This window comes from Serratia sp. YWN4, from assembly GCF_055790845.1.
In genome coordinates this window covers 2,046,699-2,070,315 of the sequence record NZ_CM147696.1, presented here as the reverse complement: position 1 = coordinate 2,070,315, position 23,617 = coordinate 2,046,699, and the positions used below count along the sequence as shown (strand labels likewise).

25 protein-coding genes, 1 tRNA gene and 1 pseudogene are annotated in these 23,617 nt (G+C 55.0%); 18 read left to right on the top strand and 9 right to left on the bottom strand.

Annotated features, from left to right (window positions below; translation table 11 throughout):
* Positions 1–39 precede the first annotated feature (39 nt).
* On the bottom strand, positions 40–288 hold the full coding sequence (locus ACX9GT_RS09700) for a GlsB/YeaQ/YmgE family stress response membrane protein (RefSeq protein ID WP_473190871.1): 249 nt from the start codon (positions 286–288) through the stop codon (positions 40–42).
* Positions 289–827: 539 nt separating this feature from the next.
* Positions 828–2,894, bottom strand: coding sequence for a phenylacetic acid degradation bifunctional protein PaaZ (gene paaZ, locus ACX9GT_RS09695; RefSeq protein WP_473190870.1), 2,067 nt, complete (start codon positions 2,892–2,894; stop codon positions 828–830).
* 319 nt (positions 2,895–3,213) lie between these two features.
* On the opposite strand from paaZ, the gene paaA reads away from it, so the two are divergent.
* The 13 genes and pseudogenes from paaA (at position 3,214) to paaY (ending at position 13,442) form a co-directional block, all read left to right on the top strand.
* Positions 3,214–4,152 carry a 1,2-phenylacetyl-CoA epoxidase subunit PaaA gene (gene paaA, locus ACX9GT_RS09690; RefSeq protein ID WP_473190869.1) on the top strand — a complete coding sequence of 313 codons (939 nt, stop codon included), beginning with the start codon at positions 3,214–3,216 and terminating at the stop codon, positions 4,150–4,152.
* 14 nt (positions 4,153–4,166) lie between these two features.
* Complete coding sequence (gene paaB / locus ACX9GT_RS09685; protein WP_473190868.1) at positions 4,167–4,454, top strand: 1,2-phenylacetyl-CoA epoxidase subunit PaaB; 288 nt, start codon at positions 4,167–4,169, stop codon at positions 4,452–4,454.
* Between the two features lie 9 nt (positions 4,455–4,463).
* Positions 4,464–5,225, top strand: coding sequence for a 1,2-phenylacetyl-CoA epoxidase subunit PaaC (gene paaC / locus ACX9GT_RS09680; protein ID WP_473190867.1), 762 nt, complete (start codon positions 4,464–4,466; stop codon positions 5,223–5,225).
* 8 nt (positions 5,226–5,233) lie between these two features.
* Entirely contained in the window at positions 5,234–5,731 is a 498-nt protein-coding gene (paaD, locus tag ACX9GT_RS09675) for a 1,2-phenylacetyl-CoA epoxidase subunit PaaD (RefSeq protein ID WP_473190866.1), read from the top strand.
* A gap of 8 nt (positions 5,732–5,739) precedes the next feature.
* A complete protein-coding gene (gene paaE, locus ACX9GT_RS09670) occupies positions 5,740–6,798 on the top strand; it encodes a 1,2-phenylacetyl-CoA epoxidase subunit PaaE (protein ID WP_473190865.1) in 1,059 nt (352 codons plus the stop codon).
* Positions 6,799–6,806: 8 nt separating this feature from the next.
* Positions 6,807–7,580 carry a 2,3-dehydroadipyl-CoA hydratase PaaF gene (gene paaF, locus ACX9GT_RS09665; RefSeq protein ID WP_473190864.1) on the top strand — a complete coding sequence of 258 codons (774 nt, stop codon included), beginning with the start codon at positions 6,807–6,809 and terminating at the stop codon, positions 7,578–7,580.
* 3 nt (positions 7,581–7,583) lie between these two features.
* A complete protein-coding gene (gene paaG / locus ACX9GT_RS09660) occupies positions 7,584–8,375 on the top strand; it encodes a 2-(1,2-epoxy-1,2-dihydrophenyl)acetyl-CoA isomerase PaaG (RefSeq protein WP_473190863.1) in 792 nt (263 codons plus the stop codon).
* A gap of 2 nt (positions 8,376–8,377) precedes the next feature.
* Complete coding sequence (locus tag ACX9GT_RS09655; protein ID WP_473190862.1) at positions 8,378–9,895, top strand: 3-hydroxyacyl-CoA dehydrogenase; 1,518 nt, start codon at positions 8,378–8,380, stop codon at positions 9,893–9,895.
* The gene (paaI, locus tag ACX9GT_RS09650) at positions 9,895–10,335 is read left to right on the top strand and encodes a hydroxyphenylacetyl-CoA thioesterase PaaI (RefSeq protein ID WP_473190861.1); all 441 of its coding nucleotides are present in this window, start codon (positions 9,895–9,897) and stop codon (positions 10,333–10,335) included. Before ACX9GT_RS09655 ends, paaI begins: the two co-directional genes overlap by 1 nt.
* 18 nt (positions 10,336–10,353) lie before the next feature.
* Positions 10,354–10,464: pseudogene (locus tag ACX9GT_RS09645) on the top strand (hypothetical protein); the annotation flags it as partial.
* 17 nt (positions 10,465–10,481) lie between these two features.
* Positions 10,482–11,789, top strand: coding sequence for a phenylacetate--CoA ligase PaaK (gene paaK, locus ACX9GT_RS09640; RefSeq protein ID WP_473190860.1), 1,308 nt, complete (start codon positions 10,482–10,484; stop codon positions 11,787–11,789).
* Positions 11,790–11,891: 102 nt separating this feature from the next.
* Positions 11,892–12,833: a phenylacetic acid degradation operon negative regulatory protein PaaX gene (paaX, locus tag ACX9GT_RS09635; RefSeq protein ID WP_473190859.1), complete on the top strand. Its 942-nt coding sequence runs from the start codon at positions 11,892–11,894 to the stop codon at positions 12,831–12,833.
* A 12-nt stretch (positions 12,834–12,845) separates the two neighbouring features.
* Positions 12,846–13,442 carry a phenylacetic acid degradation protein PaaY gene (gene paaY, locus ACX9GT_RS09630; RefSeq protein ID WP_473190858.1) on the top strand — a complete coding sequence of 199 codons (597 nt, stop codon included), beginning with the start codon at positions 12,846–12,848 and terminating at the stop codon, positions 13,440–13,442.
* 42 nt (positions 13,443–13,484) lie between these two features.
* Here paaY and ACX9GT_RS09625 read toward each other — a convergent pair whose 3' ends face one another.
* From ACX9GT_RS09625 to ACX9GT_RS09605, 5 genes are all read right to left on the bottom strand, one after another.
* Positions 13,485–14,888 carry an amino acid permease gene (locus ACX9GT_RS09625; RefSeq protein ID WP_473190857.1) on the bottom strand — a complete coding sequence of 468 codons (1,404 nt, stop codon included), beginning with the start codon at positions 14,886–14,888 and terminating at the stop codon, positions 13,485–13,487.
* A gap of 15 nt (positions 14,889–14,903) precedes the next feature.
* The gene (locus ACX9GT_RS09620; RefSeq protein WP_473190856.1) at positions 14,904–16,100 is read right to left on the bottom strand and encodes an amino acid aminotransferase; all 1,197 of its coding nucleotides are present in this window, start codon (positions 16,098–16,100) and stop codon (positions 14,904–14,906) included.
* A 108-nt stretch (positions 16,101–16,208) separates the two neighbouring features.
* Positions 16,209–16,580: a RidA family protein gene (locus tag ACX9GT_RS09615; RefSeq protein ID WP_473190855.1), complete on the bottom strand. Its 372-nt coding sequence runs from the start codon at positions 16,578–16,580 to the stop codon at positions 16,209–16,211.
* The gene (locus ACX9GT_RS09610; RefSeq protein ID WP_473190854.1) at positions 16,564–17,379 is read right to left on the bottom strand and encodes an alpha/beta hydrolase; all 816 of its coding nucleotides are present in this window, start codon (positions 17,377–17,379) and stop codon (positions 16,564–16,566) included. The genes ACX9GT_RS09615 and ACX9GT_RS09610 overlap by 17 nt, the downstream gene beginning before the upstream one ends.
* Before the next feature lie 190 nt (positions 17,380–17,569).
* Entirely contained in the window at positions 17,570–18,475 is a 906-nt protein-coding gene (locus ACX9GT_RS09605; RefSeq protein WP_473190853.1) for a LysR family transcriptional regulator, read from the bottom strand.
* 99 nt (positions 18,476–18,574) lie between these two features.
* Here ACX9GT_RS09605 and ACX9GT_RS09600 point away from each other — a divergent pair, with 99 nt between their 5' ends.
* The 5 genes from ACX9GT_RS09600 to ACX9GT_RS09580 all read left to right on the top strand — a co-directional run bounded on the left by ACX9GT_RS09600 (position 18,575) and on the right by ACX9GT_RS09580 (position 21,929).
* Entirely contained in the window at positions 18,575–19,207 is a 633-nt protein-coding gene (locus ACX9GT_RS09600; RefSeq protein WP_473190852.1) for a glutathione S-transferase family protein, read from the top strand.
* Entirely contained in the window at positions 19,204–20,133 is a 930-nt protein-coding gene (locus ACX9GT_RS09595; protein WP_473190851.1) for a pyridoxamine 5'-phosphate oxidase family protein, read from the top strand. The genes ACX9GT_RS09600 and ACX9GT_RS09595 overlap by 4 nt, the downstream gene beginning before the upstream one ends.
* A 327-nt stretch (positions 20,134–20,460) precedes the next feature.
* Positions 20,461–20,682 (top strand): HP1242/YdcH family protein, encoded by a 222-nt coding sequence (locus ACX9GT_RS09590; protein ID WP_076941391.1) that lies wholly within the window; start codon positions 20,461–20,463, stop codon positions 20,680–20,682.
* Positions 20,683–20,971: 289 nt separating this feature from the next.
* Complete coding sequence (gene mtfA, locus ACX9GT_RS09585; protein WP_473190850.1) at positions 20,972–21,760, top strand: DgsA anti-repressor MtfA; 789 nt, start codon at positions 20,972–20,974, stop codon at positions 21,758–21,760.
* Positions 21,761–21,853: 93 nt separating this feature from the next.
* A tRNA-Asn gene (locus ACX9GT_RS09580) sits at positions 21,854–21,929 on the top strand.
* 161 nt (positions 21,930–22,090) lie between these two features.
* On the opposite strand, the gene alkB is transcribed toward ACX9GT_RS09580, so the two are convergent.
* Together alkB and ACX9GT_RS09570 are read right to left on the bottom strand one after the other, a co-directional pair.
* Positions 22,091–22,738: a DNA oxidative demethylase AlkB gene (alkB, locus tag ACX9GT_RS09575; RefSeq protein ID WP_473190849.1), complete on the bottom strand. Its 648-nt coding sequence runs from the start codon at positions 22,736–22,738 to the stop codon at positions 22,091–22,093.
* Positions 22,739–22,827: 89 nt separating this feature from the next.
* Entirely contained in the window at positions 22,828–23,523 is a 696-nt protein-coding gene (locus tag ACX9GT_RS09570) for a 4'-phosphopantetheinyl transferase family protein (RefSeq protein WP_473190848.1), read from the bottom strand.
* Positions 23,524–23,617 lie beyond the last annotated feature (94 nt).

The window sequence follows — 23,617 nt, the reverse complement described above, 5'->3', positions numbered from 1 at the left end:
AACAGGGCCGCCGCAGCGGCCCTGTTAAGCGAGACTCGATCAGCTTCTGACTTTTCTGTAGATAACCAGCACCACCAAAGCACCGACTACCGCCACAACAAAGCTGCCCAGGTTGAAGCCATCGACTTGACCCATACCGAAAAAGGTACTGATATAGCCGCCGACAACTGCACCCACAACCCCCAGGATGACGGTCATGATAAAACCGCCGCCATCTTTGCCTGGCATAATCCACTTAGCCAGAACACCGGCGATTAAACCAAAAATGATCCAGGAAATGATGCCCATTTTTACTCTCCCGATTTATTTTCTGACTAAAAGAAAACCAACGACCAAGCCAACAACAGCACCGACGCCACCCCATGGTTATCTTTCACTCCGTTCCCCGATCAATACCACCTCCAAGCGGCCTATAAAGCGGGGCTATCTGCAATAATTCGTATCTGCATGTTATTACTATAGTAAAAAACCAGCCGTTTACCCATTCACCAGCAACAGATTTTAGTTGTACGATATTTGTGCTAATGTCATTTTGCTGTCATTTTTATCTGCTATAACAAGCTATACTTGGTCTATGCGCAACAAACTCCACGATGAGGATCGCGCCATGAGCAACACATCTTTCATGCTGTTTCTGGTTTTGGTCTATGCACTGGCCGCAGTGTGGGATGGTTCAGCCACATTGCTGTTTATGTGACCATATTCAGATGTGACCTTTGTTCCCGGTGAACTTTCGCCGAGCTTTTTTACGCCTCTGATTTTTCACGGTATGTCATGATAAACCTGCCGGGAACATGCAACGGCCCCAGAAAGGGCCGTGCATTAGTTCAGACCGGGAAATCCCCTTCCTGCCGCGCCACCAGCGTCAAAATGCTGTATAGCGCCACCGCCTGCTGATGCTGATTGAACACCTGCACATCCCACACCACCACGCCATGCGGGCGGTCTTCCACTGTTTTCTGTGGCTTACGGATTTTCTTCTTGCAGGTTAGCCGCACCTGAATAGTGTCACCTATTTTCACCGGTTCGATAAAACGCAGGTTTTCCATGCCGTAGTTGGCAATGACCGGCCCGACGCCGGGATCAACAAACAACCCTGCCGCCGCCGATACCACAAAATAGCCATGCGCTACCCGTTCGCCAAACAACGACTCCGCCGCGCCAATCTTATCCATATGCGCATAGAAGTGATCGCCACTCAGGCAGGCAAAATTAACGATATCGGCTTCGGTAATGGTGCGGCGTGCGGTCAGCAGGCTTTCGCCAATCTGCAACTGTTCGAAGTATTTACGGAACGGATGCACCTGTTCCTCAACCACCTTGGCACCGCGCACCCATTCACGGCCAATCGCCGCCAGCATCGCTGGGCTGCCTTGGATCGCCGTGCGTTGCATATAATGCTTCACCGCACGCAGCCCGCCCAACTCCTCGCCACCACCGGCACGCCCTGGGCCACCGTGCACCAACAGCGGCAGCGGTGAACCATGGCCGGTAGATTCTGCCGCAGCATGGCGATCCAGCACCAGCATGCGGCCATGGGCGCAGGCGGTGGCGCGGATAACGCGCGTCGCCAACGCTTCATCGGCGGTAATCAGGGATCCGGCCAGGCTGCCTTGCCCCAATAGCGCCAATTCAATGGCCTGTTGGGTACTCTGATAAGGCATCAGCGTCGCCACCGGGCCAAACGCCTCGGTGCCATGCACCGCCTGATGACTAAAGGGATCGGCGCAATACAACAATGTGATCGGGTAAAACGCCCCTTCCTGCGCGCGCTCACCGGCAATCGCCAGCTTATCCAACGCCGCACCACACAAAGCCTCACAGCCGTTTTGCAGCAGGAAGGCCACCTTTTGCTGCACATCGTCACGCTGCTCCTGGTTGACCAGCGCCCCCATGCGCACCGGCTCCAGTTGCGGATCGCCAATCTGCACGCCCGCCAAACGCTGCAATAGCGCCTGTTGCACCTCGGCAATACGCGCGGCGGGCACGATAATGCGCCGGATAGCCGTACACTTCTGCCCGGCTTTGCTGGTCATTTCGCGGCAAACTTCTTTGATAAACAGCGCAAACTCCGGCATATCTGGCGTGACATCCTCCCCCAGCACACAGCAGTTGAGCGAATCGGCCTCCATGGTGAATGCAATGGATTTTTCTAGCAAGCGCGGGTGAGAACGCAGCTTTTGCCCGGTTTGTGCCGAACCGGTGAAAGTCACCGCGTCCTGATAATCGAGATGATCGAACATATCGCCAACGCCGCCGCAGATCAGCTGTAACGATCCTTGCGGCACCAGCCCGCTGTCGATAATCAGCTTCACCATCGCCTGGGTCAGCTGCGCCGTCGCGGTGGCGGGCTTGATGATCGCTGGCATGCCTGCCAGCCAAGTAGGGGCCAATTTTTCCAGCATTCCCCAGCAGGGGAAGTTAAACGCATTGATATGCAGCGCTACGCCGGGGCGCGAAGTCAGCACGTGCCGCGCGGCAAACTGCGCCTGTTTGGAAAGTGGGATCAGTTCATCTTCCGGCCACAGTGTGTCATCCGGTAATTCTCGCCCGGCCAATCCCGCATAGGAGAACAGCGTCGCGATCCCCCCTTCAATATCGACCCAGCTATCGTTACGCGTGGCACCGGTCTGATAGGAAATATCATACAGCGCCTCTTTGTGCACCAGCAGGTGCTTAGCTACCGCCTTCATCATCTGCGCACGCTGCTGGAAGGTCATTTGCGCCAGCGCCTTGCCCCCCTTCAACCGCGCATAATCCAGGCTGGCCGCCAGCGGCAGCCCGTCGGAGCACACCTGATACAGCGGCTCTCCGGTGACAGCATGGTGGATCTCGCGGGGTTTTCCCTGGCCGTACACCCACTCGCCAGAGAGATAACTGTATAGCTGCTGCATTGGCTCCTCCAAAATTCATAAATAGACACTATAAATATTAATTACGTATCACATATTTTTCACTCCTCGCCAAGTTAAAATTTAACAAAAATTAAACACCATCGAGCAAAGCCACCCCCTTTCACGTCAAAATGCCGTAATAACTGAATTTAAATATCATTTAAAAACAATATATTAATAACAAACCCTGTGATGGGCATCGCAAAAACATACCTATGCCATTTGATCTTATTGTTATCAACTTGTAACTTCATGGTTATGTAAAATGATTCACATTTTTATGATTAAGTTGAAAAATACGAATCACCAAGAGGCAAGCATGATAATCGAAGCACAACACCAGCAGCATTTTGACGACAAGATTGCCGCAGATACCTCCATTGAAGCCAAAGACTGGATGCCAGATGCCTATCGCCAGAACCTGATCCGGCAAATCGGCCAGCACGCCCATTCCGAGGTGGTCGGTATGCTGCCGGAAGCCAACTGGCTGACCCGCGCGCCCACTCTGCGCCGCAAGGCAGTTTTATTGGCGAAGGTGCAGGATGAGGCCGGGCATGGTCTTTATCTGTACAGCGCGGCCGAAACCCTCGGTTGCTCGCGCCAGGATATCTACCAAAAAATGCTCGCTGGGCAGATGAAATACTCCTCCATCTTTAACTACCCGACGCTGAACTGGGCGGATATTGGCGTTATCGGCTGGCTGGTCGACGGTGCCGCCATCGTCAACCAGGTCGCCCTGTGCCGCGCTTCTTACGGCCCTTATGCCAGAGCCATGGTGAAAATCTGCAAAGAAGAGAGCTTCCACCAGCGCCAAGGCTACGAAGCCGTGATGGCGATGGCACAAGGCAACGCTGAACAAAGAGCCATGCTGCAAGATGCCATCAACCGCTTCTGGTGGCCGGTGTTGATGATGTTTGGCCCGAGCGATGCCGACTCCCCCCACAGTGCGCAGAGCATGGCCTGGAAGATCAAGCGCCACAGCAACGACGAACTACGGCAGAAATTTATTGATAACACCGTGTCACAGCTAGAAGCGCTGGGGATGACTGCGCCGGATCCCGATCTCGCCTGGGATGAAGCTACGGGCCATTACCGCTGCGGCGAGATCGACTGGAGCGAGTTGTACGACGTGATCAAAGGGCGTGGGCAGTGTAACCACGAACGCTTACAGGCCAAACGCCGTGCCTGGGATGAAGGCAGTTGGGTACGAGATGGCGCCACGGCCCATGCCGTTAAACATGCGGCAGATGCTGCTTAACCGAGGAGAGAGAAATGACTCACGCTGAATGGCCGCTGTATGAAGTGTTTATCCGCAGCAAACAGGGTTTGGCACATCGGCACGTGGGCAGCCTGCATGCCGCAGACGATCGGATGGCGTTGGAAAACGCCCGCGACGCCTACACCCGCCGCAATGAAGGCTGCTCGATCTGGGTGGTACAGTCCTGCCACCTGGTAGCCTCACAGCCGGAAGACCGCGAGGCGTTCTTCGATCCGTCCGACGACAAGATTTACCGTCATCCGACGTTTTACACCATCCCCGACGGCATCAAGAACATGTAGAGGCAGGCAATGAAAACGATCACCGATGCCAAAATTACCTATGTCCTGCGCCAGGGCGACACACCGCTGATCCTGGCTCAACGCCTGTGCGGCTGGTGTGGCCATGCGCCAGAGTTGGAGATCGATCTGGCGCTGGCCAATATCGGCCTGGATCTGTTGGGGCAGGCGCGCAACTTTTTGAACTATGCGGCAGAATTGGCCGGGCCGGGCTACAGCGAAGATCGTCTGGCGTTTGGCCGTGACGAACGCGAATTCCGTAACCTGCTGCTGGCCGAGCAACCCAACGGCGGTTTCAACGACACTTTGGTGCGCCAATTCCTGCTGGATACCTATCACGTGCTGTTGCACCGTGAATTAAGCCACAGCAAAGATAGCCAACTGGCCGCCATTGCCGCCAAATCGCTGAAAGAAGCCGACTACCACCTGCGCTTCAGCCGCGGCTGGATGATCCGCCTGGGCGATGGCAATGAGATCAGCCACCATAAAATCCAGCAGTCATTAAACGATCTGTGGCGCTTCACCGCCGAGCTGTTTCACGCCGATGAAATTGAGCTTGAACTGGCCGAACTGGGCATTGCCGTCGATCCGCGCCAGTTGCAGGCACCGTGGCAAGAGATAGTCAGCAGCACCTTGCAGCAGGCCACGCTAACCCTGCCTAGCGAGCACGCCTTTCGTCACGGCGGCAAGCAGGGGCAACACAGCGAGCATCTCGGCTTGATGCTGGCAGAAATGCAGTTCCTGCAACGCGCTTACCCAAACTGTCACTGGTAGAGGCAAATATGCATATCACCCGGCTACAGCACGCAGAAATTCCGCAGATTTGGCATTGCTTGCAGCAGATTAGCGATCCAGAACTGCCAGTGCTGTCGATTACCGATCTCGGTATGGTGCGCAATGTAGAACGTGACGGTGAAGGTTGGCGCATCACCTTTACCCCCACCTATTCCGGCTGCCCGGCGACCGAATTTTTGCTCAATGCTATTGAACAGACGCTGATCGCAGCCGGTTTCAGTCCGGTGAAAATCGTGATCAGCCTCAGCCCGGCCTGGACCACCGACTGGATGAATGCCGAGGCGCGCCTGCGGCTGCGGGAATACGGCGTTGCGCCGCCACAGGGGCAAAGCTGTGAAAAACCGTTGGTTCACGGCCCGGTGCAGTGCCCGCGCTGTGGTAGCACCACGACAGAAAAAATCAGTGAGTTCGGTTCCACCGCCTGCAAAGCGCTGTATCGCTGCTGCGCCTGCCGGGAACCGTTCGACTACTTCAAATGTATTTAGGAGCAACCATGACGGTCTTTCATCGCCTGAATGTCGCAGCCATCGAACGCGAAACGCCGGATGCCGTGGCCATCACGCTGCGCGTGCCGGACGAATTAAAGTCTCACTACTGCTATAAACCCGGTCAACACCTGACGCTGAAAGCCAAGGTTAACGGCGAAGAGTTGCGCCGCTGTTATTCCATCTGTAGCGCCCCGCAGGAAGGCCTGTTGCAGATTGGGGTGAAAGCCATTCATCAGGGACGTTTCTCTTCTTTTATCAACCAAACGCTGCAAGTGGGTGATGAACTGGACGTGATGGTGCCGCAAGGCCGATTCGGTTATCAGCCACAGCCCCAAACCCAGGGCCACTATCTGGCGATCGCCGCCGGTTCGGGCATTACCCCGATGCTGTCGATCATCAAGGCCACTCTGCAACAGGAGCCGAATAGCCGCTTCACGCTGATTTACGGCAACCGCACCAGCCGCGCGGTGATGTTCAAAGAAGCGCTGTCGGATCTGAAAAACCGCTATCCGCAACGTTTTCAGCCTTTGTACCTGTTCAGCCAGGAAAGCCTCGACAGCCCACTGCTGAGCGGCCGCATCGATCGTGAACACCTGAGCGCCATCGGCAAGACGCTGCTGGATTTCAACGACTTCGACCATGCCTTTATCTGTGGCCCAGAAGTGATGATGGACGAAGCGCACACCGTGCTGGAGCTGGCGGGGATGCCTGCCGAACGTATTCATAGCGAACGCTTCAACACCAGCGGCATCACTGCCCGCCCGGCCCATAGCGGCAACCGCAATGCCACTCAAGTGGAGATCCAGCTTGATGGCCGCCGCCTGAAGATCGAAGTCGGCACCGAAGATGACAGCATTCTTGATGCCGCACTGCGCCAAGGGGCCGACCTACCCTACGCCTGCAAAGGCGGCGTCTGCGCCACCTGCAAATGCAAGCTGAAAGCCGGTGAAGTGGATATGGCGATCAACTACAGCCTGGAGCCGGATCAGTTGGCGGCAGGCTACGTCTTGAGCTGCCAGTCCTGGCCACGCGGTGAAGGCGTGGTGCTGGACTTTGACGTTTAGGAGCTGCCATGGAAACCCCTTGGATTTTACGTGAGCAGCACCAGCGCGTGGTCACGCTGCGGCTGCATCGCCCCGAAGCCCGCAATGCCTTGAGCACCCCATGCCTGGAGCAGTTGGTTTACCTGCTGGAACAGGCCGATGCCGACGCTGAAATAGGTGCCGTGGTGATCACCGGTGCCGCGCGCTTCTTTGCCGCCGGGGCCGATTTGCGTGAGCTGCAACAGCAGGATGTCGCCGCCGCCCAGCTCGATCATCGCCCTGTGCTTTGGCAACGCTTAACGCAATTCAGTAAACCGCTGCTGGCGGCAGTGAATGGCTATGCACTCGGTGCTGGCTGTGAACTGGCGCTGGCCTGCGACATCGTGATCTGTGGCGAAAGCGCCCGCTTCGGCCTGCCGGAAATCACCCTGGGCCTAATCCCCGGTGCGGGCGGCACACAACGGCTGATCCGCTGCGTGGGTAAATCCCGCGCCTATCAAATGGTGCTGACCGGCGAGGCAATCGACGCCCGCAGCGCGCAGCAGACCGGGCTGGTGAGCGAAGTCTGCGTCGATGCACTGACGCTGGAACGCACCCAGCAGATCGCCCAGCGTATCAGCCAGCAGGCACCGCTGGCCCTGCGTGCCGCGAAACAGGCACTGAAGCAGGCGCAGGAAATCGGCCTTAGCCAGGGCTTGCAGATGGAGCGCCAGCAGTTTGTCACGCTGGCCGCCACCGACGATCGCCGTGAAGGTATTGCTGCCTTCTTCGAAAAACGCACACCGCATTACACAGGGCGCTGATTTATGGAAAACGCATTAATTCTCAGCCACATCGAAGCCGGGGTGCTAACCATCACCCTGAATCGGCCGGATCGGCTCAACAGTTTTAACGATGAGATGCACCACCAGCTCAGTGAAGCACTAACCCTGGCCGAACGTGACGATAGCGTGCGCTGCGTGCTGATCACCGGTGCCGGGCGCGGTTTCTGCGCCGGGCAAGATTTGAACGATCGCAACGTTAGCGTTGAGCAGGCTGCGCCGGATCTTGGTCTGTCGGTGGAACGTTTTTACAACCCGCTGATCCGCCGCCTGACCGCGCTACCGAAGCCGGTGGTGTGTGCGGTCAATGGCGTGGCGGCCGGGGCAGGTGCGGCATTGGCGCTGGCCTGCGATATCGTGGTGGCGGCCGACAATGCCAGCTTTATCCAGTCCTTTTGCAAACTGGGGCTGGTACCGGATTCCGGCGGCAGTTGGTTCCTGCCGCGTTTAGCCGGGCACGCGCGTGCCATGGGCATGGCGATGTTGGGCGACAAAATCAGCGCCCAGCAGGCGTTGGCCTGGGGCATGATCTGGCAGATAGTGCCCGCCGCAGAACTGGCTGAACATACGCAAAGCATGGCCAAACAGCTGGCAACACAGCCCACTTACGGCTTGGGGTTGATCAAGAAAGCGCTCTACAGCTCGGCCAGCAACACGCTCGACCAGCAGTTGGATTTAGAACGCGATTTGCAGCGCCTGGGTGGCCGCAGTGCCGACTATCGCGAAGGCGTCAGCGCCTTCTTCGCCAAACGCCCACCGAATTTCAGCGGGAAATAACCATGAATATCACGGGAATTTCAGTGGCGGTGATCGGCGCAGGCACCATGGGGATCGGCATTGCCCAGGTGGCCGCAGCGGCAGGGCACCAGGTCAAGCTGTTCGATATCGCCCTACCCGCTGCCACTCGCGCACTTGAGCTGCTCGGGCAACGGCTGCGTAAACGGGTTGAGGCGGGTAAAGCCGATGCCCGCAATACCGAAGCTCTGCTGGCCAATATCCAGTTAGCCCACTCATTGAGTGAGTTGGCCGATAGCAACCTGGTGATAGAAGCGGTGGCGGAAAAGCTGGCGATCAAGCAGAGCCTGTTCCGCGATCTGGAAGCAGTGTGTTCTCCTACTGCGCTGTTTGCCAGCAACACCTCATCGCTATCGATCACCGCCATCGCCAGCGCGTTACAACACCCAGAGCGTATGGCCGGGTTGCACTTCTTCAATCCGGCACCGCTGATGAAGCTGGTAGAGATCGTCAGCGGGTTGGAAACCAGCCCAAGCACCTTAGCTACGCTGCAAACTTTGGCGCAGCATTGGGGCAAACACAGCGTCCATTGCCGCTCCACGCCGGGCTTTATCGTCAACCGCGTCGCTCGGCCATTCTATGGTGAAACCCTGCGGGCGCTGGAAGAACAGGTTGCCGATCCGGCCACGCTGGATGCGGTGCTGCGTGACGCCGGGGGCTTTGCCATGGGGCCACTGCAACTGACAGATTTAATTGGCCAAGACATTAACTATGCGGTCACCGAATCGATCTACCACGCGTTCTATCAGGACGGGCGCTTTACCCCTTCGCTGATGCAGCAGGAACGGGTAGCGGCCGGGCATCTGGGCCGCAAAAGTGGGCGCGGCTTTTATCGCTATGGCGGCGATCATGCTGCACCACAACCGACCTTTGCCGCAGCGGAAACGGGGGAATTGCCACAATCGATTACGCTGCACGGCGACTGGTCAGCAATGGCCGAGTTTGCCCAGTTATTAGCCGGAAATGCGGCTGCGATCAAACATCCTGGCCAGACCAGCCCGACAGCGCACATCGATGATGTTACATTTATGTTAACTAACGGCAAGGCAGCCAGCCAAATCGCCGCAGAAATCGGAGCGCCCGTGGTGTTGTTCGACCTGTCCGTCAACTATCAGCACGCCCCGGTCATCGCTATCAGCAGCGCGGTGCAGAACAGCGCGCCGCAAACCGCCAAAGTGATCCGCCTGCTGCAATCGCTGGGTAAGCAGGTGATCCACTTGCCAGACTACCCAGGCCTGCTGGTGATGCGCACCGTCGCCATGCTGAGCAATGAGGCGCTCGACGTGGTGAACAAAGGCGTCGCCAGCGCTGCCGACACCGATAACGCCCTGCGCTTTGGCGTTAACTATCCACAAGGGCCACTGGCCTGGGGCGAAAAGCTCGGCTGGTCACACATCCTCGCCACGCTGGAAAACCTGCAACGCTATTACGCCGAGCCACGTTATCGCCCCATGCCGCTGTTGCGCCGCTATGCTGCAAATTATTCAGGAGCCGAATGCTGATGAATGCCAGTACTCCCCGCGCGCTGGCCCAGCGCTGCGCTGAACAGATGTTTAAGCAAGATACCTGCGCACAGGCGATGGGTATGCAAGTGGACGCCGTGGATGCCGGTTTCGCCAAAGTCAGCATGATCGTCGGCCCACAGATGCTCAACGGCCACCAAACCTGCCACGGTGGCCAGCTTTTCAGCCTGGCGGATACCGCGTTTGCCTATGCCTGCAACAGCCAAGGGCTGGCAGCGGTGGCATCCGGTTGCACCATCGATTTCATCCGCCCGGCACTGGCTGGCGATCGCCTCACCGCCAGTGCAGAAGTGCGCCATCAGGGCAAAACCACCGGTTTATATGACGTCGAAATCGTCAATCAACTGGGCAAAACCGTCGCCTGGTTCCGTGGCCGTGCCCATCGCCTGGGCCACAGCATTTTAGGAGATCAACCATGAACCCGGCCTTTATCGGCGATGGCGCTGGCCGCGTCGTTTGAACTGGAACGGCGAGCCGATCGCTACGCCCTGTGCACGATGTGCATCGGCGCTGACCAAGGCATCGCCATGATTATTGAACGTGTCTAATTTCTGAGGCTAAAAAGATGACCACAAATCCACGGCCACTCGACGCGATTGAATTTGCTTCCCGCGACGAAATAGAAGCATTACAACTGGAACGCCTGCAATGGACCCTACACCATGCCTATAACAACGTGCCGATGTACCAACGCAAGTTCGATCAGGCCGGTGTTCACCCTAACGATCTCAAACAACTGAGCGATCTGGCGCTGTTTCCCTACACCACTAAACAGGATCTGCGCGATAACTATCCGTTCGATACCTTCGCCGTGCCAATGGAACAGGTGGTGCGTATTCATGCCTCTTCCGGCACTACCGGCCGACCCACGGTGGTGGGCTATACCCAGCGCGATATCGACAACTGGGCGGATATCGTTGCCCGTTGCCTGCGCTCTGCCGGAGCCACCGCCAAAGATAAAATCCACGTTGCTTACGGCTACGGCCTGTTTACCGGCGGGCTAGGAGCGCACTATGGCGCGGAACGGCTTGGGGCAACGGTGATCCCGATGTCCGGCGGCCAAACGGAGAAACAGGTGCAGTTAATCCTGGATTTCAAACCCGACGTGATCATGGTCACCCCCTCTTACTGCCTGACGCTGATCGATGAACTGGAACGCAAAATGGGCGGCGACGCACGCAACTGTTCGCTGCGCCTGGGGGTGTTCGGGGCCGAGCCCTGGACCGAAGCTCTGCGCCATGAGATCGAGTCACGTATGGGGATTAAAGCGCTGGATATTTACGGCCTCTCCGAAGTGATGGGGCCAGGCGTGGCAATGGAGTGCGCGGAAAGCGGCGGCGGCCCGACTATCTGGGAAGATCATTTCCTACCGGAGATCATTAACCCGGACAATGGTATGGCGCTGCCGGATGGTGAACGCGGCGAACTGGTTTTCACCACGCTGACCAAGGAGGCGCTGCCGGTGATCCGCTATCGCACGCGGGATCTCACCCGTTTGCTGCCTGGGGACGCGCGCAATATGCGCCGCATGGGCAAAATCACCGGCCGCTCCGACGATATGCTGATCATCCGTGGCGTGAACGTGTTCCCGTCGCAGGTGGAAGAGCAGATTATGCAGTTTGAGCACCTGTCGCCGCATTACCAGTTGCAGGTGAGCCGCGCCGGGCATTTGGATACGCTGTCGGTGCGGGTGGAATTGAAAGAGTCGGCGCTCACGCTCAGCCACCAGCAGCGTTGCGATATCTGCCACCAACTGCGCCACCATATTAAATCGATTGTCGGCGTCAGTACCGACGTCAGCATTGCCAACTGCGGTGATATTCCGCGTTCAGAAGGCAAGGCCCAGCGGGTGATCGATCTGCGGCCACGTTAGATTTTCCCCCTCACTCGGTTTGACGTGAGGGGTTCAGCTTTACGGCATCACAACCTTTTATGCTAATGTTGTGCTTCAGCCAAGGCTAACCTATGGGAAAATATGGAACATAAACTGGATGAGTTTATCCGCCATGCTTTAGACGCACAGCCCATCAGTGGCACTTCGTTGATCATTTCATTATACGGCGATGCATTGAGCCATCGCGGTGGTGAGATTTGGCTCGGTAGCCTGAGTGCGCTGCTTGAAGCGCTGGGGTTCGGCGACCGCTTTGTGCGTACCTCGGTATTCCGCCTACAAAAAGAAGGCTGGTTGGACGTAGAAAAAATTGGCCGCCGCAGCTATTACCGCGTCACCGATCAGGGTATGCGCCAGTTCCGCCATGCTGAATCTAAAATCTACCTCAGCGAGCAACCGGCTTGGGATGGTAAATGGGATTTACTGCTGTTGGAAAACGCTGAAAAAACCGAGCGTGCGCGGCTGAAAAAAGAGTTGGGCTGGCTGGGTTTTGGCCAGATCGCCAACAACCTTATGGCCGCCCCTACCCATGCGCAAACCGATGTGGCGGCGCTGCTCGGGGAACTTAATGCCAGCGAGCAGGTGATCTATTTCCGCGCCGATTATCCCTATAACCGTTCCGAACAAACGCTACGGCAGATGGTCGCCAACTGCTGGTCGCTGAGCGAAGTGGCTGGCTACTACCATGAATTTATCATTTCTTTCCGTCCGTTAATGACGCTGCTGCGCGAGGCTGACGACAGCGTGCTGACGCCTAAGCGCTGTTTCCAGATCAAGCTATTATTGATCCACTTTTTCCGCCGCGTGGTGCTGAAAGATCCCCTACTGCCCGATGCCCTGCTGCCCGCCCAATGGGAAGGGCAGATTGCGCGCAATCTGTGCATCAACCTCTATCAGCGGGTGGATCGCGCGGCGACGGACTATGTCAACGCGTTGGCAGAAACCACCATCGGTGCCCTACCTGCCCCTGGTGCCGGATATTACCGGCGCTTTGGCGGTCTACCGCGCGATCGCGCTACATTTTGAGGAATTTAGACTATGCCTGTGTATCAGATTGACGGCCTGACGCCGGTGGTGGACCCCAGCAGCTTTGTTCACCCAACGGCGGTGCTGATTGGTGATGTGATTATCGGCAAAAACGTGTATATCGGCCCGAATGCCAGCCTGCGCGGTGACTTTGGTCGCCTAGTGGTAGAAGACGGTGCCAACGTGCAGGACAACTGCGTGATGCACGGCTTCCCACAACAGGATACGGTGGTTGAGCAGGACGGGCATATCGGCCACAGCGCCATCCTGCATGGCTGCCGGGTGCGCCGCAACGCGATGATCGGCATGAATGCGGTGATTATGGACGGTGCCGATATCGGCGAAAACACCATCGTTGGCGCCGGAGCCTTTGTGAAAGCGGCTGCGCAGATCGCCGCCAATAAACTGGTGATCGGTAGCCCGGCACGCGTTATCCGCGATCTGACCGAACAGGAGTTGGCGTGGAAACGCGTTGGTACCAGGCAGTATCAGGAACTGGTAGAACGCTGTAAAAACAGCCTGAAAGAAGTTGAACCGCTTAGCGCCGAAGAACCTGGCCGCCAGCGCCTGAGCTTTGGCGAGCAGATCATTCCCAAGAGCCAGCTTTAATCGCCAAGCCGAAGGCCCTTCGGCCTCCGGCTCAGCGTTGGCTTACTCCATGCCCGGCGTCGGCACCTTGGCCACAACGGCGGCCTGCGCTTGGCGGCTGTAGAAATAGATCGCCACCAGCAGCAAGGTGAAGGGAACACCAAACAGCAGCGTCATTCTGAAGAAATCAGTAAACAGCGTGGTGATCATCAACGCAGCCATCAGGATCGCCCCCAACAGGGTGAAATAGGGGTAACCCCACATGCGAAACTTCAGCACCGTGTCCTTATGCTGGCGGCGGAAAAACAGATGAGTGACAAAAATCATCAGCCAGGTAAAACACGCGCCGTATACCGAGATCGACATCATCACCGCAAACGATTTTTCCGGGTAGACAATACTCAACACGATGGAAACCACGATACCGACGCAGGATATCGCCAGCGCATTCACCGGGATCCCGCGTTGGCTGATCTTACCCAGCCCCACCGGTGCCTGCCCGGCACGCGATAGTGAGAACATCATCCGCGTGGTGATATATAACTGGCTGTTCATGGCCGACAGCGCGGCAACCAGCACGATAAAGTTAAAGATCCCGGCGGCGGCGGGTAAGTGGATCACATTCATCGCCACCAGGAACGGGCTTTCCCCGGTGCCAGACTCACGCCACGGCACAATCGCCAGCATCAGGGCGATCGACAGCATGTAAAAAATAAACAACCTGAGAATGGTGCCTTTAAAGGCTTTCTTGACCGCAACTACCGGGTTTTTGGCCTCCCCGGCGGCCACCGCGATCATCTCAATACTCAAATAGCTGAATATCGATACGATCACCGCAAACCACATGCCTTTCACCCCGAAAGGGAAGAAGCCGCCGTTGGCGGTAAAGTTGCGGATACCGAAGGTGGGGTTGGAGGAGAACACCAAAATGCCGATGCCAATAGCGATAAACGCCGAAATGGCCACCACCTTGATGGTAGAAAGCGCATATTCTACCTGGCCGAACGATTTAACCCCCACTACGTTGATGATAATGACCGCAGCAGAGAACAGCAGCACCCACGGCCAGATCGGCGTACTGGGGAACCAGAACTGCATGTACATCCCGATGGCGGTTACCTCGGTGCCTACCGCCAGCACCACGCAAGACCAATAGGAATAACGCACCAGAAAACCAAACAGCGGGCTGAGATAAAACTCGGCGTAATCACCAAAGGAGCCCGGCGTTGGGTGCTCAGAAGTCATCTCGGCCAGGCAACCCATCAGCAGCAACGCAATTACGCCACCAATGAAATAACTCAGCAATACGCTCGGCCCTGCCATCTGGATCGCATAAGCACTGCCCAGAAACAGGCCGGTGCCTATCGCCCCACCGATCGCCAACATCGACATTTGCCCGGCGGTAAGTTGCTTTTTCAGCCCCCCTTGCCGCTGAGCGATCTCGTCAAAACGTTTCGAATCTTTCATGATTGTTCACCTCTTTCACGCCGGAAGGGTAACGTCCAGGATGGCGGCGATCACATAATCCACGTTGTGCTGATTCAATCCGGGCAAGCACATCCTGCCGGGCGCAACCAGATAAATGGAATATTGATGCCGTAACTGACTGAGTTGCTGCTCATTCAGGCCGGTGTAGCTGAACATGCCCTTTTGATCGCGGATGCGGCGATAATCCAATGTGGTGCCCCCCTGCTCTAACCCGGCAGCCAGGCTGATACGCATTTGCTTGATACGCTGGCGCATGCTCGCCAGTTCGCTCGCCCACAGTTGGCGCAGGTGATCGTCGGCCAATAAGGTTTCCACAATCTGGCTGCCGTGCGTTGGCGGGCAGGAGTAGCTGCGGCGGATCAGCGTCTTCAATGCGCCTTTCACGTTCGCTGCCGTTTCCGCCGTGCCGCAGCACACCGAAAGCCCACCCAACCGTTGGCCATATAAAGCCACGTTCTTGGAGAAAGAGTTGCTGACCAGAAAATCCAGATCGGTTTTCAGCGTTTCGCGCAGCGCAAAACAGTCTTCATCCAGCCCGTCACCAAACCCCTGATAGGCGATATCAAAGAACGGCAGCAAGCGGCGCTGCTTCAATACATCAATCACGGCTCGCCATTGCGCCTGGCTGAGATCGGTGCCGGTCGGGTTATGGCAGCAAGGATGTAACAGCACCACCGCGCCTTGCGGCAAGGCGGAAAGCGTGTCGAGCATCGCGTCAAAACGCAGTTCGCCGCTGGCATCATCAAAGTACGGATAGGTATTCACCTTGAGGCCCGCGCCTTCGAATATGGCCCAATGGTTGGCCCAGGTTGGATCAGAAACCCAGATTTCGCGCTGTGACAGGTAGTGGCAAAGAAAATCTGCCCCCAGTCTTAACGCCCCCGAACCCCCGACGGTTTGTACCGTCGCGATATGGCGGGAAGATGGAAGAGTCGACTCGCCAAACAGCAACGCTTGAACCTGGCGGGCGAACAACGCCGAACCTTCAATTGGTGGATAGGTATGCGGGCGCTGTTGTTCCAGCAAACGCTGTTCGGCAATATGCACCGCACGCATTAAGGGAATATTGCCCTGATGGTCGTAATACAGCCCAATACCCAGATTCACTTTTTGCGGATGTGGGTCCTGCATATACGCTTCCATCAGCGACATAATAGGATCGGGTGCTGAAGGTTTAATATGATTAAACATACGATGTCCTTAATTCATTTTTAAATGAACTTGCAGGTGAATATTATTTTTGTGATATACCCAACGAGTTTCAAACAAGACTGCTTGAAAAATGCAGGGGGAAAACGATTAAGCGATTGCACTCACCGTTATTTCTATTTTCATGCCAGGAACAACCAGTTTTTCAACAATGACGGTTGAACGATTGGGGTACGGATAATTAAAATAATTTTTATATATCTGATCGAGTAACTTAACATCATTAATATCGGTAAGATAAACAATAACCTGTAATACATTATCACTGTGGCTATTGGCTGCCCGCAGCGTTTGGGCCAGATTATCAAACGTCAGAGCGATCTGCTTTTCCGGGCTGCCGGTTTCAATGGTGCCATCCGCTTTCACCGGGCCGTGGGCAGTAAATAACATCCCGCCACCTTGGGTCGCCCAGGAAAAGGGCTGCCCGATCTCAGGCAGGCCGGTATCAATAATTTTGCGCATCGGGTGTTTCTCCTTGCTTAAGCAATTGGCGGCTCAGAGCCCCATCGGCAGCAAAAAGCGCGTCCAGAACGTTAAAATGGTTGGCTCCTGCCACCGCATGGCGGCTGACCGGTAGCCCTTTTTCTTTCAGTGCCGCGTAATAGTAAAGTGACTGACCCATCAGCTCTGGTAACTCTGCGGCCCCATAAAACAGCACCATCGGCGTAAGCTGCTGAGGAATATTGCGCACCGGGCTCAGTGCTGTAACTTGCTGTGCGGTCAGTTGTAGTTGTTGGTTAACGTAAGTGTTCAACAAGGGTTCAAGTTCAAAAATACCGCTAATGGGGAAAACCGCCTGAATGCCTGGGTGATGCTGCCAATACGCCGCCAGATGCCCCCCGGCAGAATGGCCGCAGAGATAAATCGGCTGATTACCACGCTGCTTTTCACGTGCCGCAATGGCATCCAACGCGATACCAATTTGCTGGCAAATATCATCCAAAGTAGCAACCGGTGCCAGCGTATATTCCACCAGCACCACATCAAAACCTAATGATAAAGGTGCTTCGGCAATAAAAGCAAAATCATCTTTATTACAAAACTGCCAATAACCGCCATGCAGAAATATGACGACACCTTTATGTTCCTCGGCGGAATATAGCCAATCAAAAACCTCCCGCGATGTATTGCCATAGGGAATATTACGCTCACCGCGCACCTGTTGATAAACCTGCTGACTGCGGGATTGAAAAGACGTCAGAATCGCCTTTTCATCATCCACCGCCGCACCATTATCGTAATCCCCTACGAGAAGTTTCATATATTAAACTGTGTTTATTATTTAAGATGTGCGTTAACTATTAGCAATCAGAAAAATTATTGTCAAGGCGGGTGCAACAGCAATGCGTGATCGCCGATATAAAATTAAAATTTCCGGCAATAAGTTTTACCAGTGAAACTTATTACCTTTATTTTTCGTTTCATCCATGAAACAAGAAAATAAACTCTGATTAAAAATGCTGTGGTCGAAGTTGCGTTAATTGACTGAGGTGCTGGTAGGCATAATCCCAAAAGGTACGAACCTTCAACGGCATCCATTGCACGTTATTCGCCACCAGTTGTACCGGCATCGGTGCCGGTTCGTATGCCGCCAGTAACCGTACCAGCGTGCCAGCCGCCAGATCGTCCGCTACCTGATAAGACAATAGCCGGGCAATTCCCTTACCTGCCCGCACCGCCAATAACTGTGTTTCGACTTCGTTTAACAGTAGCCGTGGCGTCAGCCGCACTCGTTCACTGTTTTCCCGTAGCCCAAAACGCCATTCACGCAGTGAAGTGTGCAAGGTGCCCACGATAGTGTCATGATCCACCAACTCCGCAGGCACCTGGGGTTCTCCACGTTGTGCCAAATACGCCGGGCTAGCCACCGTCACACGCGTTACTTCACCCAACTTGCGCGCAACTTTGCTGGAGTCTTGCAAATAACCAATGCGCACCGCCACATCCAACCCTTCATCCACCAAGTCCAGATTACGGTCGTTAAGCTGCATTTCGATCTGGATCTGCGGGTAACGATCAAGAAACGCCATCACGACCGGCGCAACATGCTTACGCCCGAACTGCACCGGAGCGGTGATACGTAGCAAACCGGTCAACTGAGCTTCTGCGGTACCGATCAGCGCATCCTGATAATCCTGCAACAATATGCGAGCACGCTCCACCAGCCTTAACCCCGCCTCGGTCGGTGCCAGACGCCGAGTCGTACGCTCCACCAATCGCGCCCCAAAGCGCTGCTCCAATGAAGCAATCGCCCTGGTGATCGCCGGTGCGGAACGGTGCAACTTGCGAGCCGCCCCGGCCAAACTGCCGTGCTGGATCACGGCCACAAAGATTGCCAACTCATCCAAACGGTCCATGAATTATTCCAATATGTGAAATTATCAATTTCCATCTTCCCGGATTCTCTTCAGGTAGCGCAAGAGTATTCTGGTTGTACATCAAACAGGAGAGATATCATGCAAGAACTGAAGTTGTACGGCCTACCCATATCTGGCCATTGCCACCGCGTAGAACTGTTGCTGCGTATGCTCGATCTGCCTTACGAATATTGTCAGGCTCCCGCAGAGATCCGCTCTAGCGATGCTTTTCTCCGCCTCAATCCTTTTGGCCAGATCCCGGTATTGCTTGATGGCGATAAAGTGCTGACCGACAGTAACGCCATATTGGTTTATCTGGTAAAGCGTTATGCACCCGGCAGCCATTGGTTGCCGGAGGAGCCTTGGGCGGCAGCTCAGGTGCAACTCTGGCTTGCCAAAGCCGCAGGCGAAGTGCGTTACGGCCCCGCATCCTGCCGAATGGTGAAACAGTTCTCTGTCGCAGAGGATTACCAGAGCGCACTCACCATTAGCGAACGCTTTTTGCCACAGTTGGAACAGCACCTTGCCCACAGCGAGTTTTTGGCCACCCATCAACCCACTATCGCCGATCTGGCTTGTTACAGCTATGTGGCGGTAGCGCCGGAAGGCGGCATCTCTCTGCAACCTTACCCCGCGATCCAACGCTGGATACGACAGATTGCCGGGTTACCAAAGTTCTTCCCAATGCCGACATTACCTTTGCCAGAACCGGCTAGCAGACCAAGCAAATGACGCAATCTCTCTTTCACGCCGGTGAATTACGGGCACAGGCGCTGGCGGGCTTTGACGCTGTCAGTGGCAGCATTTACTCAGCAATGCCCGCTCAACATCGTGAGTTCTTTTCTCAACTGCCTTATCTGTTTGTTGCCACGCTGGATGAACACCATTGGCCAGTTGCAACCGTGTTTAGCGGCTTTGCCGGGTTCCTGCGAACGCCTGATGATACACATCTGCGTATTATCTCGCCGCGCCGGTTAGATGACCCGGCGCAAGCCGCGCTGCAAGTGGGCCATCCCGTAGGAGCATTGGGGCTCGATTTCAGTAACCGACGGCGTAACCGCGTTAACGGTATCATCAGCCGTATGGACAAAAATCGCGTTGAGATTGAAGTGCATCAAAGCTTTGGTAACTGCCCGCAATACATTCAGCGGCGTGAACTGTTCCCGGTGCCCCCTGGCCCGTCGCCGATGAATATCCTCAGCGAATTGGATCATCAGGCGCGCAAAATGATCCAGCAGGCTGATACCTGTTTTGTTGCCAGCTATGCACAGAACGATTCACCACAAGGTGGAGCGGATATTTCGCACCGCGGTGGCAAACCGGGATTTATCCATCTTGATGGTGAAACCCTGTGGATACCGGATTTTCGTGGCAATCGTTATATGAATACGCTGGGAAATTTGCTGGTACAACCGCGTGCAGCACTGCTGTTTATCGACTTCGAGCAGGGGGATATTTTGCACCTGCAAGGAGAAACCCAGATCCTATGGCAGCCGGGGAAGATAGGTGTGGAAGGGGCCGAGCGTTACTGGCGTTTTGATGTGGCCCGTGCGTGGCGATTTCAGCAAGCCCTCGCCTGGCATGGCCAGAATGTGGAGTTTTCTCCAGCAACCTTACGAACCGGAACCTGGCAAGGAAATCATTCCCATCTGAGGTAAACTAAAAAAAGGTTAATTTCGCTATATTGATTATAAATTTATCCCTATAACAGAATTTAATGCTGGTTTTTAGTGGTGATTTCTTTTTCGAAAAGTAAGATGCCCTTGAGGGTTACAAAGGTTATCTATCAATAACTCGATGATAATTAATAATAAGCATCACCCCTTGACGCTGAAGATAGGCAATGCGCGGAGAATCGGCGCCTTCAGAATAAAAACCATACAATAGCCTTTTGCTCAGTAATGCCATTCCAAAAAAATCTGGAGTGCGTTAAGGTAAAAGCGGAGAAACCTCCAGTGTACAGTTCTACTCAAAGGAGCTTGAGTATGTTTCCTGAATACCGTGAATTAATATCGCAACTCAAATCAAGCCATCCCCGCTTCCAGTCGTTGTTTGAAAAACACAATCAGCTTGACCATGAAATCTCCAGATTAGAAGGGCCTTCTGGCACTGGATACTGTGATGAAGTCGTCCGGCTGAAAAAGGAAAAACTGCATATCAAGGATGAGATACATAAAATTCTGAAAGCAGAGAATACAACGAAGTAGCGCATGCCGATCCCCGCCCTGCTGCGGGGATCCCCATACCTCTTGCCACCCATTCACCGCGGCTGTTACGCACGCCAATCAGAGTCAGCCCAGCATTTGTCTTGTGCGCCCAGGTTTTGAACTGCGTTCTTCGGGACGTTGGTCACAGACAAACTTGATTGTAAGTGATTGAATAATGGTGGGGAGCTCCTGTATCTCTCCGTACAGTGCTTGCTATCGTGCCCCTGTTTGCGGCACTCTGGCAGTGTCAGCCCCAGCCTAAGTTCCAGTGACTTTTACGAGCAATGCGATGATTAAATGGCCGTGGAAAGCGCATCAACCGCAAGCGGAAACATTTGCCCAGTGGCAGGAAGCACTGGATATTCCCCTGCTCTCCCCTTTAGATGAAGACGAGCAGCGGCGCTTAGTTGCCGTTGCTAACCAGATCTTGCAAAACAAGCGTGTCGTGCCGTTACAAGGGCTGGAACTAACGCCTTTGATGCAGGCGCGCATTGCCTTGCTGTTTGCTTTGCCAGTGATGGAACTGGGGGCTGAATGCCTGGACGGTTTCAATGAGATCCTGCTTTATCCCACCCCTTTTATCGTGGAGGATGAGTGGCAGGATGACCTAGGTCTGGTGCATTCCGGCCCGGTGGTGCAATCGGGGCAGAGTTGGGAACAGGGGCCTATCGTTCTGAACTGGTTGGACGTGCAGGACTCCTTCGATCTTTCTGGTTTCAACCTGATTATTCATGAAGCCGCGCATAAACTGGATATGCGTAATGGTGGCACCACAACGGGCATCCCCCCCATTCCTCTGCGGGATATTGCAGCTTGGGAATATGACCTGCATACGGCCATGGAAAATCTGCAAGATGAGATAGATATGGTTGGCGAAGAAGCCGCCAGCATGGATGCCTATGCTGCCAGCGATCCGGCGGAGTGTTTTGCGGTGCTGTCTGAGTATTTCTTTAGCGCACCAGAACTGCTGGCAAACCGTTTTCCGGCCATCTATGACCACTTCCGCCGCTTTTATAAGCAAGATACGCTGGCACGTTTGCAACGCGGATATACCGATAGCGAGATCCACCCCAACTAAGTTTGCTCAGATGATGAGCAGTCGCACCGTTACGATCAATTTAGCGTTGACACACCCTGAGTGGCTGGATATGATGCGCCCCGTTCACACGATTCCTCTGTAGTTCAGTCGGTAGAACGGCGGACTGTTAATCCGTATGTCACTGGTTCGAGTCCAGTCAGAGGAGCCAAATTCAACGCCATGGATTTCTTACGAAGTCCGTGGCGTTTTTAATTTCAATACATTAAGCCAGCAACAAACGGTTATCACACCATCCAAAGCAACTTCTGTGCCTTATTGATATGACACAGAAGTTGCAATGCGAAACAGCAACCTGTAGCGATTTGCTCGTTACCGCGCCTTGCGCAGGGTGATATTGATGCGCTGCGACCCCACCAGCGAGTGATAACCTTCTTTCACCTGCATAATACCGTGGAAACACAGGCGCGACGAGCCACCCCAGACCACTACGTCACCGTGTGCCAATGGAATACGCTGCGTTTTATCGCTGCGCTGCAAGCCACCAAACTGGAATACCGCCGGTAGCACCAGAGATACCGAAACGATCGGCGCACTGAAATCGTGCTCATCTTTGTCCTGATGCAGTGACATTTTACTGCCCGGATCATAACGGTTAATCAGACAGGCATCCGGCACGTAGTGGCCAAACCCAGCTTGCTGTGCGGCCTCGTCGGCTAACGCCATCAGGATTGCCGGGATCGGCGGCCAGCGCTTGCCGCTGCCAGGATCGCGTGCGGAATAGCGGTAACCCCGGCTATCGCTGGTCCAGCCGTTGCCACACCAGCTCATCGCCACCGACATCACAAAACCGCCGGGCGTGGTCATATGCCGCCATGGCACCTGTGCTACCACGGTGTGAACCGCGGCCAGCAATTCCGGGCCATGGTCACGCACAAAGCCATGCAGCACTACCGCACCTGGTGCGATTTCTTCACGCCACGGCGGCGGTAATGCATCTTCAAAGAGATCGAGCGTCATGATGAATACCTGTACAAATACACAGGTACATTTTAACCACTCAACGCCACTTGTCCAGTCGCTGGCAACCGCGTCACCATAAGTTTGAGTTAACAGTGAATCAATGTTGTTACGGTGTCACCTTGCAGCAAGAAATGCCCATTGAATCGGCGACCGGCATAGTATTGTGGCGTTAGCGTTTTCAGCAACTCCAGTTCAAAGGTCTGTTGCTGCACGTCCAGTTGGGTGAAATGCGCATCGAGGAAGTCAAAATAGCGGCGCACCTGCGGATAAAGCGCTTTGAACAGACTTTCTTTGGCGGAAAACACCAGCGTCAGCAGTTGCTCAAAAGCCTGTGGCTGTTGGCGTAACCGCTCATATTCCAGTTCACTGATAATCCCGCTCCATAAATCTTCGGCACGTTTGGCGGGCATGAGTGTTTCCACATCAATACCGATGCCCCCTTGGCCGTTTTCATGGTGGGCCGCGCACAGCGCCGTATCGACATTATGGCTGATTGCTCCGGCAATCCCCTGCGGCCACAGCGGCGCACGGTCTTCACCGCGCAAGAGCGTAAAATCATGATGCCCTAGTTTTGCCAGCACCTGCCGTGCCAGATAGCGCCCAGCCAGATATTCTGCCCGGCGTTTTGCCACAGCAGGGGTTAAATGCTTAGGGAAACCGATCCCGGCCAGCAGGAACATATCATCGCGATAAGCCGCTACAGAAAAACGGCAACGGGCAATCAGCCCTGGATAATCGGCGATCGCCAGCCATTCAATATGGGTAATAAAGGAAGAGAACACGCTTCATCCGTGATAAAAGTGCAGATGAGGCAGTTTAACGCCACCTTCTGGTGGTACAAACTCTTTCTTCTCCCTCCGCAGAGGGAGAAGAAAC

What these genes read in the sequence shown, in the direction of transcription:
- ACX9GT_RS09700 (WP_473190871.1), bottom strand. Translation starts at nt 288, where the DNA reads ATGGGCATCATTTCCTGGATCATTTTTGGTTTAATCGCCGGTGTTCTG.
- paaZ (WP_473190870.1), bottom strand. Translation starts at nt 2,894, where the DNA reads ATGCAGCAGCTATACAGTTATCTCTCTGGCGAGTGGGTGTACGGCCAG.
- paaA (WP_473190869.1), top strand. Translation starts at nt 3,214, where the DNA reads ATGATAATCGAAGCACAACACCAGCAGCATTTTGACGACAAGATTGCC.
- paaB (WP_473190868.1), top strand. Translation starts at nt 4,167, where the DNA reads ATGACTCACGCTGAATGGCCGCTGTATGAAGTGTTTATCCGCAGCAAA.
- paaC (WP_473190867.1), top strand. Translation starts at nt 4,464, where the DNA reads ATGAAAACGATCACCGATGCCAAAATTACCTATGTCCTGCGCCAGGGC.
- paaD (WP_473190866.1), top strand. Translation starts at nt 5,234, where the DNA reads ATGCATATCACCCGGCTACAGCACGCAGAAATTCCGCAGATTTGGCAT.
- paaE (WP_473190865.1), top strand. Translation starts at nt 5,740, where the DNA reads ATGACGGTCTTTCATCGCCTGAATGTCGCAGCCATCGAACGCGAAACG.
- paaF (WP_473190864.1), top strand. Translation starts at nt 6,807, where the DNA reads ATGGAAACCCCTTGGATTTTACGTGAGCAGCACCAGCGCGTGGTCACG.
- paaG (WP_473190863.1), top strand. Translation starts at nt 7,584, where the DNA reads ATGGAAAACGCATTAATTCTCAGCCACATCGAAGCCGGGGTGCTAACC.
- ACX9GT_RS09655 (WP_473190862.1), top strand. Translation starts at nt 8,378, where the DNA reads ATGAATATCACGGGAATTTCAGTGGCGGTGATCGGCGCAGGCACCATG.
- paaI (WP_473190861.1), top strand. Translation starts at nt 9,895, where the DNA reads ATGAATGCCAGTACTCCCCGCGCGCTGGCCCAGCGCTGCGCTGAACAG.
- paaK (WP_473190860.1), top strand. Translation starts at nt 10,482, where the DNA reads ATGACCACAAATCCACGGCCACTCGACGCGATTGAATTTGCTTCCCGC.
- paaX (WP_473190859.1), top strand. Translation starts at nt 11,892, where the DNA reads ATGGAACATAAACTGGATGAGTTTATCCGCCATGCTTTAGACGCACAG.
- paaY (WP_473190858.1), top strand. Translation starts at nt 12,846, where the DNA reads ATGCCTGTGTATCAGATTGACGGCCTGACGCCGGTGGTGGACCCCAGC.
- ACX9GT_RS09625 (WP_473190857.1), bottom strand. Translation starts at nt 14,888, where the DNA reads ATGAAAGATTCGAAACGTTTTGACGAGATCGCTCAGCGGCAAGGGGGG.
- ACX9GT_RS09620 (WP_473190856.1), bottom strand. Translation starts at nt 16,100, where the DNA reads ATGTTTAATCATATTAAACCTTCAGCACCCGATCCTATTATGTCGCTG.
- ACX9GT_RS09615 (WP_473190855.1), bottom strand. Translation starts at nt 16,580, where the DNA reads ATGCGCAAAATTATTGATACCGGCCTGCCTGAGATCGGGCAGCCCTTT.
- ACX9GT_RS09610 (WP_473190854.1), bottom strand. Translation starts at nt 17,379, where the DNA reads ATGAAACTTCTCGTAGGGGATTACGATAATGGTGCGGCGGTGGATGAT.
- ACX9GT_RS09605 (WP_473190853.1), bottom strand. Translation starts at nt 18,475, where the DNA reads ATGGACCGTTTGGATGAGTTGGCAATCTTTGTGGCCGTGATCCAGCAC.
- ACX9GT_RS09600 (WP_473190852.1), top strand. Translation starts at nt 18,575, where the DNA reads ATGCAAGAACTGAAGTTGTACGGCCTACCCATATCTGGCCATTGCCAC.
- ACX9GT_RS09595 (WP_473190851.1), top strand. Translation starts at nt 19,204, where the DNA reads ATGACGCAATCTCTCTTTCACGCCGGTGAATTACGGGCACAGGCGCTG.
- ACX9GT_RS09590 (WP_076941391.1), top strand. Translation starts at nt 20,461, where the DNA reads ATGTTTCCTGAATACCGTGAATTAATATCGCAACTCAAATCAAGCCAT.
- mtfA (WP_473190850.1), top strand. Translation starts at nt 20,972, where the DNA reads ATGATTAAATGGCCGTGGAAAGCGCATCAACCGCAAGCGGAAACATTT.
- alkB (WP_473190849.1), bottom strand. Translation starts at nt 22,738, where the DNA reads ATGACGCTCGATCTCTTTGAAGATGCATTACCGCCGCCGTGGCGTGAA.